The 8,537-nt window shown below is 68.3% G+C and carries 9 protein-coding genes; 5 read left to right on the top strand and 4 right to left on the bottom strand.

The features are described from left to right. The first annotated feature begins 13 nt into the window (after positions 1–13). The 4 genes from VD811_02100 to VD811_02085 all read left to right on the top strand — a co-directional run bounded on the left by VD811_02100 (position 14) and on the right by VD811_02085 (position 3,528). A complete protein-coding gene (locus VD811_02100; protein HXV19765.1) occupies positions 14–517 on the top strand; it encodes a hydrogenase iron-sulfur subunit in 504 nt (167 codons plus the stop codon). Between the two features lie 59 nt (positions 518–576). Next, positions 577–1,524 (top strand): hypothetical protein, encoded by a 948-nt coding sequence (locus VD811_02095; GenBank protein HXV19764.1) that lies wholly within the window; start codon positions 577–579, stop codon positions 1,522–1,524. Between the two features lie 61 nt (positions 1,525–1,585). Next, complete coding sequence (locus tag VD811_02090) at positions 1,586–2,593, top strand: 4Fe-4S dicluster domain-containing protein (GenBank protein ID HXV19763.1); 1,008 nt, start codon at positions 1,586–1,588, stop codon at positions 2,591–2,593. A gap of 89 nt (positions 2,594–2,682) precedes the next feature. Then, entirely contained in the window at positions 2,683–3,528 is an 846-nt protein-coding gene (locus VD811_02085; GenBank protein HXV19762.1) for an FAD/NAD(P)-binding protein, read from the top strand. A gap of 53 nt (positions 3,529–3,581) precedes the next feature. Here VD811_02085 and VD811_02080 read toward each other — a convergent pair whose 3' ends face one another. Next, a complete protein-coding gene (locus VD811_02080; protein ID HXV19761.1) occupies positions 3,582–3,971 on the bottom strand; it encodes a CbiX/SirB N-terminal domain-containing protein in 390 nt (129 codons plus the stop codon). 190 nt (positions 3,972–4,161) lie between these two features. Here VD811_02080 and VD811_02075 point away from each other — a divergent pair, with 190 nt between their 5' ends. After that, positions 4,162–4,872, top strand: coding sequence for a phosphoribosyltransferase family protein (locus tag VD811_02075; GenBank protein ID HXV19760.1), 711 nt, complete (start codon positions 4,162–4,164; stop codon positions 4,870–4,872). A gap of 12 nt (positions 4,873–4,884) precedes the next feature. Here the strand turns inward: VD811_02075 and VD811_02070 are convergent, their stop codons facing one another. The 3 genes from VD811_02070 to VD811_02060 form a co-directional block, all read right to left on the bottom strand. Next, positions 4,885–5,787, bottom strand: a complete 903-nt coding sequence (locus VD811_02070) for a hydroxymethylglutaryl-CoA lyase (GenBank protein HXV19759.1) — start codon at positions 5,785–5,787, stop codon at positions 4,885–4,887. Next, positions 5,756–7,795, bottom strand: coding sequence for a biotin carboxylase N-terminal domain-containing protein (locus tag VD811_02065; GenBank protein HXV19758.1), 2,040 nt, complete (start codon positions 7,793–7,795; stop codon positions 5,756–5,758). Before VD811_02065 ends, VD811_02070 begins: the two co-directional genes overlap by 32 nt. A gap of 76 nt (positions 7,796–7,871) precedes the next feature. Next, positions 7,872–8,537: enoyl-CoA hydratase-related protein (locus tag VD811_02060; protein HXV19757.1), on the bottom strand; the 666-nt coding region annotated here is incomplete at its 5' end.

The following is an 8,537-nucleotide window of genomic DNA, read 5'->3' as shown; positions in this document are numbered from 1 at the left end:
CAAGAGGATTATCATGCATGCCGAAAAAGTGAACCACGACTTCGAGCCCAAGATCATCGCCTTCGTCTGCACCTGGTGCACCTACGCCGGGGCCGACCTGGCGGGGACCAGCCGGATGCAGTACCCGGCCAACGTGCGGGTTGTGAAGTTCCCCTGCACCGGCCGCATCGACCCGGTCTTCATCCTGCGCGCCTTCCAGAAGGGGGCCGACGGGGTGCTGGTCTCCGGCTGCCATCCGGGCGACTGCCACTACATGGCGGGCAATTTCCACGCCCGGCGCCGCTTTGCAGCCTTTCGGGGCCTGCTCGACTTCGTCGGCGTCGACCTGCAGCGGCTGCAGTTCTCCTGGGTCTCCGCCGCCGAAGGGGGCAAATGGGTCGAGGTGGTGACTGACCTGACCGAACGGGTGCGGCAGCTGGGGCCGATGCGCGAGTTCAAGGAACTGGAGCAGGAGGAGTGCTGGTCCGGGGCGCTCGCGGCGGCGGATTTGCAGGAAGCGTACGAGGCAATACCGTAGGGGCGCATTGCATGCGCCCTGGGCGGACGCAGTCCGCCCCTACAAAAAGGCATCATTCCATGACCAACACCGCATCCAGCATCGAACAATCCGTCCTCATCGCCCCCGCCGTCTACGAAGCGGCGACGGCGACCATCCGCGCCGAGGCGGCCCGGCTGCTGAGCGAAGGGAGCGTAGCGGCGGTGATCGGCTATGTCCCCGGCCGCCGGGCGGGAACCGCCATGCCGGCGGTCGTCACCGACGCCGAGGCGGCGCAGCAGCTGGTCTTCTCCCCCGCCTGCGTCAACAACCTCACCCTCTTTCTGACCAAGGCGAAGAAAGAGGTGCGCAAGAAAGGGCGGCTGGCCATCGTCGCCAAGGGGTGCGACCTCAAGGCCCTGGCCGGGCTGATCGGCGAGTCGCAGCTCAAACGCGAGGAGATCGTCGTCATCGGCGTCGTCTGTGCCGGGGTCTACGGCGCCGCCGCCGACCGCCGCGCGCCGCTATCTTCCGCGTCCCTCGCCCGCAAGTGCCGCGAGTGCAGCGTCCATGTCCCCGAGGGGGTCGACCTTCTGGCCGGGACCCTTCCCGAGCTGCCGCGACTCGACCCGCTGGAGGCGGCCGAACTGGCCCGGCTGGAGGCGATGACCCCGGCCGAGCGCTGGGCCTTCTGGAAGGAGCAGTTCTCGCGCTGCGTCCGCTGTCTCGCCTGCCGTCAGGTCTGCCCCTTCTGCTACTGCGAGCAGTGCCTTTGCGACCGCAACCGGCCGCAGGCGGTGGAGAGCACCCCGCGCCCGGCCGGCAACACGGCCTGGCACATCGTGCGCGCCATGCACCTGGCCGGACGCTGCGCCGGCTGCGCCGAGTGCGAGCGGGTCTGCCCGATGGACATTCCGCTGAACCTGCTCAACCGCAAGATGGCAAAGGAGCTCAAGGCGCTCTACGGGCATGAGGCGGGGCTGGAGCCGAAAGAGAAAGGGCCGCTGGCGGAGTATAGGGAAGACGACGACCAGTCGTTCATCAAGTGACCATGTAGGGGCGCATTGCATGCGCCCTGGGCGGACGCAGTCCGCCCCTACAGGATGACACATGCCGAAAACGATTACCGAACAGAATCTGCATCTGCTGGTCGATGCGCTGCTGAGGGAAGGCAAGCGGGTGGTCGGCCCGAAGCGGGCCGGGACCGTGACCCTGTACGAGCCGCTGCGCCGGGGGGAAGAGCTGTCCCTCGACGAGCTGCCGCGGCGCTCCGCCAAGGAGACCTTCTTCCCCGTCTGCGAGAGCATCCTCTCCTACGAGAAGCGTGAGGGGAGGATGACGGTGCGCGATGTCGACCTCTCCCGGCTGCCGGAATCGGTCCTTATCGCCGCCCGTTCCTGCGACGCGGCGGCGCCTGGAATCCTCGACGCGGTCTTCTCCTGGGACTACCACGACGAGTTCTACCTCGAGCGGCGGCGCCGGACCGTGATCATCGGCCTGGCCTGCACCACGGCCGACGACGCCTGCTTCTGCACCGCCGTCGGGCTCTCCCCGGCGGCGACGCAGGGGAGCGACCTCTTCCTCACCCCGCTTGCCGGGGGCGGCTACGCCTGCGCCGTGGTGACGGAGAAGGGGGAAGCGCTGCTGACGGCGCACGCCGGCCTCTTCGCCGAAGCGGAGTCGATCGAAGCGCTGCCTCCGGCCGAGCCGGCCGCAGCGCCCCTTGACTTGAAACGGATCAAGGCCTGGCTCGACGCGAACTTCGAACACCCCTTCTGGGGATCGATCGCCGAGCGCTGCGCCGGCTGCGGCGCCTGCGCCTTCCTCTGCCCGGCCTGCCACTGCTTCGACATCAGCGACGAGGGGAGCGAGACCAAAGGGGAGCGGCGCAAGCACTGGGACGCCTGCGGCTTCGGCAAGTTCACCAACCACGCTTCCGGCCACAACCCGCGCGACGTCCAGCCGCAGCGCTACCGCAACCGGATCATGCACAAGTTCAAGTACTACGACGACAAGTTCGGCCTGACCCTCTGCACCGGCTGCGGCCGCTGCATCCGCGCCTGCCCGGTCGGGATCGACATCGCGGCAGTGCTCGACGAGATCAACAGCAAACCATAGGACCAATGGGACCTATGGGACGCATGGGACGGCATCCTGTCCCATCGGTCCTATTAGTCCCATTTGTCCCATGAATCAAAGGTTTTCCCATGTGCATCCCTGACAAGAACATCTACAAGCCCCACCTCGCCACCATCGACGCCATCGTCGACGAGACCCACGACATCCGCACCTTCCGCCTGGTCTTCGAGGACGAAGCGGTGCGCGACTCCTTCGCCTTCCGTGCCGGCCAGTTCGCCGAATACTCGGCCTTCGGCGCGGGCGAATCGACCTTCTGCATCGCCTCCTCGCCGACCCGCAAGGGGCACATCGAGTGCTGCTTCCGGGCCGTCGGCAGGGTCACCGAGGCGCTGCGGCGGCTGGAGGTCGGCGACACGGTCGGGGTGCGCGGCCCCTACGGCAACTCCTTTCCCATCGAGGAGTTCTTCGGCAGGAACCTGGTCTTCGTCGCCGGCGGCATCGCCCTGCCGCCGCTGCGCACCCTGATCTGGAACTGCCTCGACTGGCGCGAGAAGTTCGGCGACATCACCATCGTCTATGGCGCCCGCACCGAGGCCGACCTGGTCTACAAGCGGGAGCTCAGGGAATGGGAGGAGCGCGGCGACGTGCGCCTGGTCAAGACCGTCGATCCCGGTGGCAACGGCCCGAGCTGGGATGGTCAGGTCGGCTTCGTGCCGATGGTGCTGGAGCAGGCCGCTCCTGCGGCCGAGAACACCATCGCCCTGGTCTGCGGCCCGCCGGTGATGATCAAGTTCACCCTGCCGGTGCTGGAGAAGCTCGGCTTCGGCGACGACGCCATCTACACCACGCTGGAGAACCGGATGAAGTGCGGCCTCGGCAAGTGCGGCCGGTGCAACGTCGGCAATGTCTACGTCTGCAAGGACGGGCCGGTCTTTACGGCGAAGCAGGTCAAGGCGATGCCGCAGGAGTTCTAGGCGGGGAAAAGGGAAAGAACTGGGTTGGTGTAGGGGCGCAGCATGCTGCGCCCCTACGTGTTTCTGGGCAGCCGCAGCGCCTCTCCGGCGATTTCCCGCAGCGCCGCAAGGACCTTCGGATGCTCGCCGGCCGCCGGCAGGATCTCCGCCGCGATCTCCGGGTACTTCCAGCCGAGGGCCGCCACCAGGCCGGGGATGTCCCGGTCGACGTGGCCGCCGCCGGACATGAACAGCGGCAGGATGCGCAGCCGGCATTGGCCTTCCCCTTCCCGGGCCAGCTCGCCGGCCACGTCCTCCAGGGACGGGGCGGCGTATTCCAGGTAGGCGAGCTTGACCCGGTCGGCGCCGAACTCGGCCTTGAGGGTGGCGGCCAGCTTCTCGAAAGGCGCCCGCCAGCGGGGGTCGGGGCTGCCGTGGGCGAGCAGGATCAGGCAGGTGCGCATTGCGTTCTCCTTGGTCGGTGCGGACTTCAGGGGCGATGGGTATATCTTAGCAGAAGAGCAGGGGCGGTTCATGTGAATCATGAGCAAAAGTGGTAGGATTAAGAAAAGTCCCTGCAAAATAAACGTTCATTCAATTTTCCACGGTGGAATGTGGCTGCTTGTGCGTGCTGCCAAGCTCCGGGAGACAACCATGGGAGAGTTCGACATTCGGGAAATAGAGGAGATGCGTGAGCGGACGGCAGTCTTCAGCGATCGGGGGGATGGCGGAGAGAGGCTGGCGGAGCTGCTCATGCCGTGGCGGGCGGAGCAGCCGCTGGTGCTCGGTATCCCGGCCGGCGGCGTGCCGGTGGCGGCGCGGGTGGCGCAGCAGCTTGGCTGCTGTCTGGACGTGGCGGTGGTCAGCAAGGTGACCGTCCCCTGGAATCCCGAGGCCGGCTACGGCGCCGTTGCTTTCGACGGGACCGTGCGTCTCAACGATTGCCTGCTCGCCTGTCTTGGCCTGAGCGATGAGCAGGTTGGGGCGGGGATCGACCAGGCCCTCGAAAAGGTCCAGCGGCGGATGCAGCTGATGCGGGGGGCACGGCCTCTCCCCGACATGGCGGAAAGGCTGGTCGTTTTGGTCGACGACGGGCTTGCCTCCGGCTTCACCATGCGGGTAGCGGTGGAGGCGCTGCGCAAGGCCGGGGCGACCCGCCTGGTGGTCGCCGTCCCTACCGGGCACCTGGAGGCAGTCCAGGGGCTGGCGCCCCAGGTCGAGATGGTCTGCTGCGCCAATATCCGCAGCGGCTGGAGCTTTGCCGTCGCCGCCGCCTACCGTCACTGGCGGGACGTCTCCGAATGGCAGGCCTGCCGTATCCTGTCGCGCTTCGCCCGGGATGAAAAGAAGAGAGCGGAGATGTAAAAAAATTGAAGCTCAGGTTTTATGTGCTACCGCGATGGCGACCTTTGACCCTGAGGGCCGGCCGAGGTGGTCGCAGATGAAGCGCCCGGCTTCAACCAGTTTCCCCAGATCGACCCCGGTCTCGATGCCGAGGCCGTCGAGCATGTAGAGCAGGTCCTCGCTGGCGACGTTGCCGGCCGCACCCGGCGCGAAGGGGCAGCCGCCGAGGCCGGCGACCGAGCTGTCGAAGATGGCGACGCCGAGTTCCAGCACCGCCAGGGTGTTGGCCAGGGCTTGGCCATAGGTGTCGTGGAAATGGCAGGCAAGACTCTCCACCGGCACCTTCGCGCCGACCGCCTCGACCAGGGCGCGCGCCTTCCCCGGCGTGCCGACGCCGATGGTGTCGCCGAGGGAGATCTCTTCGCACCCCATCGCTTGCAAGGCTGCGGCCAGCTCGCGCACGGCGAAAGGCATGACCTCTCCCTCGAAGGGACAGCCGAGGGCGCAGGAGACGTAGCCGCGGATGTGCATATCCCGTTCGCGGGCGATGGTGCACACCTCCCGGTAGTGCTCCAGGCTCTCGGCGATGGAGCAGCCGATGTTGCGCCGGGAGAACGTATCCGAAGCGGCGGCAAAGACGGCGATATCCTTCGCCCCGGCGGCCAGTGCCGCCTCCAGCCCTTGCCGGTTGGGAACGAGGACGGGGTAGCGGACGCCCGGGCGGTGGGATAGCCCGGCCAGCACTTGATCCGTTGCCGCCATCTGCGGCACCCTGGCCGGCGAGACGAAGGACCCGGCCTCGATGACGGTGAGGCCGGCGTCGGCCAGCCGCTCGATCAGTCCGATGCGGACCTCCGCCGGCACGCTTCCCGGCTCGTTCTGCAGGCCGTCGCGCGGCCCGACCTCAACCAGTCTGACCCTTTTCGGCAGTCGCATCGCTCTTCTCCCCGGCGCTCTCCATGGACATCAGCCGCGCCCCCTCTTCCACCTGCTGGCCGGCCTGAAAATGTACCTCCTTCACCACGCCGTCCGCGGGGGCGGCGATGGTGTGCTCCATCTTCATCGCTTCGAGGACCAGCAAGGGTTCCCCCCGCCGGACCCGGGCGCCCGGCTCGACCAGCACGGCCAGCACCCGTCCCGGCATCGGCGCGGTGAGCCGTCCGCCGGCATTCTCCGCACCGTGCCCTTCACCCCGCTGTTCGCCGAGGCCGAAGCGGTAGCGCCGGCCTTCGAAGAGCAGGGTCAGCTCCGCCGCCTGCACGGCTGCCCGGGCGCTGACCCTGCGGCCGGCGATCTCGACGGCCATTTCCCCCGACTCTGTCAGCGCTCCTTCCACCGCCAGCCTGTCGTGCGCCACCTCGGCCAGCCAACCGTCCTGCCGTCGGCGCAGGACGACGGTAAACTCCTCCTCGCCATCGCGCAGGGTGAATGGCCGGCAGCTTCCGCCGTTGAGCCGCCAGCCGTCGGTGCGGTGCCAGGGAGACCAGGGGTCGGCCGAAGCGCTGGCCGCCTCCTTTGCAGTTACAGTCCGGCACAGCAGCAGAAATAGGGCCGCCAGAACCTTTGCTTCGGCCGGCGCCGGTCCCGGGGCGGGGAAGAGGGCGGGGCGGTGCCGCTCGATGAAGCCGGTATCGATTTCGGCCTTCGCGTAGCCCGGGTGGGCGAGGACGGCGGCGAGAAAATCGAGGTTGGTCGTCACCCCGGCGACCAGGGTTTCGCCCAGCAGCCGCTGGAGCCGCCGCCGGGCCTCCTCGCGATCATCGCCCAGGGCGAGCAGCTTGGCGAGGAGCGGGTCGTAATGGATCGCCACCCGGTCCCCCTGACGCACTCCCGTGTCGATGCGGAGATGGGCTGATTCGGCCGGAAAGTGCAAGGCTTCCAGTTTCCCGGTGGCGGGGAGGAAATCGCGGGACGGGTCCTCGGCACAGAGGCGGGCCTCGATGGCGTGGCCGTGGAGGGATATCTCCTCCTGCCGAAGGGGAAGCGGCTCGCCTGCCGCGACCCGCAGCTGCCACTCCACCAAGTCGATGCCGGTGATCAGCTCGGTCACCGGGTGCTCCACCTGCAGCCGCGTGTTCATCTCGTTGAAATAGAAGGCGCCGTCCGCTGCCAGCAGGAACTCGACGGTGCCGGCCCCGAGGTAACCGGCGGCCCGGGCCGCCGCCAGCGCCGTCTCCCCCAGCTTCTGCCGCAAATCCGCGGTGATCCCCGGCGCCGGCGACTCCTCGATGATCTTCTGGTAGCGGCGCTGCAGGGAACAGTCGCGCTCGAAGAGGTGAACGGCATTGCCGTGCCGGTCGGCGAAGATCTGGACTTCGATGTGGCGGACACCGGGGAGGAACTTCTCGACCAGCACGGCGTCGTCGCCGAAGGCAGTAGCCGCCTCCCGCCGGCACGATTCCAGGGCGCGGTCGAACTCTTTCGCCGAGTGCACCACCCGCATCCCCTTGCCGCCGCCGCCGGCGCTCGCCTTGATCAGCACCGGAAAGCCGAGCTCGGCCGCCGCCTGATGCAGCCGCTGCGGGCTCTGGTCGGGATCGAAGAAGCCGGGGACGAGGGGGACACCGGCTTCGGCCACGAGCCGGCGGGCCTCGCTCTTCAGACCCATGGCACGGATTGCCGCCGGCGGCGGTCCGACGAAGGCGAGGCCGGCCGCTTCACAGGCCTCGGCGAAGGCGGCATTCTCGGCGAGAAAACCGTAGCCGGGATGGACCGCGCCGGCGCCGCTTTTGCGGGCGATTTCGACCAGGGTGTCGATCTTCAGGTAGCTCTCCGCCGGCGGCGGCGGGCCGAGCCGGTACGCCTCGTCGGCCAGGGCAACGTGCAGGGCGTCGCGGTCGGCGTCGGAGTAGACGGCGACGCTTGCCACGCCGAGGCGGCGGGCGGTGCGAAGGATGCGGCAGGCGATTTCGCCGCGGTTGGCGATGAGGAGCTTGGTGAACATATGAACAACCTCGATCAAATCCCCCCAACCCCCCTTTAGGAAAGGGGGATTGAGGGGAATTTCAATGCCTGCGCCTTCACTTCTTGACCCAGCCTGGGCGGCGCTTCTCCAGGAAGGCGCTCATCCCCTCGCGTCCCTCGCCCGAGGCGCGCAGTTCGGCGATCTTTTCGGCGGTGACGGCCAGCATCCCTGCGTCGATGGGGCCGCGCGCCACCGCCCGCACCAGTTCCTTGGCAGCGGCCATGGCCCGGGGGCCGTTCTGCAGCAGCAGTTCGCTCCAGGCGCGGGCCTGCTCGTGCAGCCGGTTCTCCTCCACCACCTCGTGCACCAGCCCCAGGCGGCGGGCCTCGGCGGCGTCGAACTCCTCGGCGGTGAGAAAGTAGCGCCGCGCCGCGCGGGCGCCGATGGCCGTCACCACATAAGGAGAGATTACCGCCGGCACGAGGCCGAGGCGGACCTCGGAGAAGCGGAAGCGGGCCGCCGGCGCGGCCACCGCCAGGTCGCAGCAGGCGACGAGGCCGACGCCCCCCCCGTAAGCCGGTCCCTGCACCAGGGCGATGGTCGGCTTCTCGAGGCGGTCGAGGGTCTTCATCAGCTCGGCCAGGCCCAGAGCGTCGGCAAGGTTTTCGGACCGGCCGTAGCCGGCGGTGCGGCGCATCCAGTCGAGGTCGGCGCCGGCGCAGAAGGTCTTGCCGCTGCCTGCCAGCAGGACGACGCGCACCCTGTCGCTGGCCTCGAGATG

This window comes from Desulfuromonadales bacterium (genome assembly GCA_035620395.1).
Classification (GTDB): Bacteria; Desulfobacterota; Desulfuromonadia; order Desulfuromonadales; family DASPGW01; genus DASPGW01.
Note: the sequence above shows the minus strand (reverse complement) of the source record. Positions and strands in the feature narration are given on the sequence as shown.